This is a genomic window from Vibrio sp. 2134-1 (assembly GCF_033339495.1).
This window is the reverse complement of the sequence record NZ_JAWOUS010001000.1, coordinates 1-509: the sequence shown is the minus strand read 5'-3', so window position 1 is coordinate 509 and position 509 is coordinate 1. Positions and strand designations below refer to the sequence as shown.

The window sequence follows — 509 nt, the reverse complement described above, 5'->3', positions numbered from 1 at the left end:
ACCACCATGGTGTGGAACTGACGCGGCAAACAGACAATCGCCAACATGGTCAGCACAGTATGAATCAATAAGGTTGGAATGTTTGGCGACTGGTAGGTTTCAGAAGCCACTTCAACCAGACTCAAGTTTTCCGTGCTCATCGCCAACCAGACAATGAAAATCCCCACCACCAAAAACGCCAGCAATTTGATGATGGATTCAAACGCGATCGCCATCATCATCCCACGGTGATGCTCGGTGTTATCAATATGGCGAGTACCAAACAACATGGTAAAAATGGCCAGTGCCACCACGACAAACCAAGACACGCTGTCATTCTGATAACCAAAATCGGTCGCCAGTTCCGGGGCGATGATCTCCAACCCCATGGTGATGCCACGCAGCTGCAAGGCGATGTAAGGTAAGATCCCCGCCACCGCAATCAATGTGACGACCACCGCCAAACCTTGCGATTGTCCGTAACGAGCACCAATAAAATCAGCGATGGAAGTGATGTGTTCACGCTTCTG

Annotated in this window: 1 pseudogene; it reads right to left on the bottom strand. The window is 50.1% G+C overall.

Annotated elements, in window-relative coordinates:
* Positions 1-509, bottom strand: a pseudogene (locus R7R78_RS29700) (hybrid sensor histidine kinase/response regulator); the annotation flags it as partial.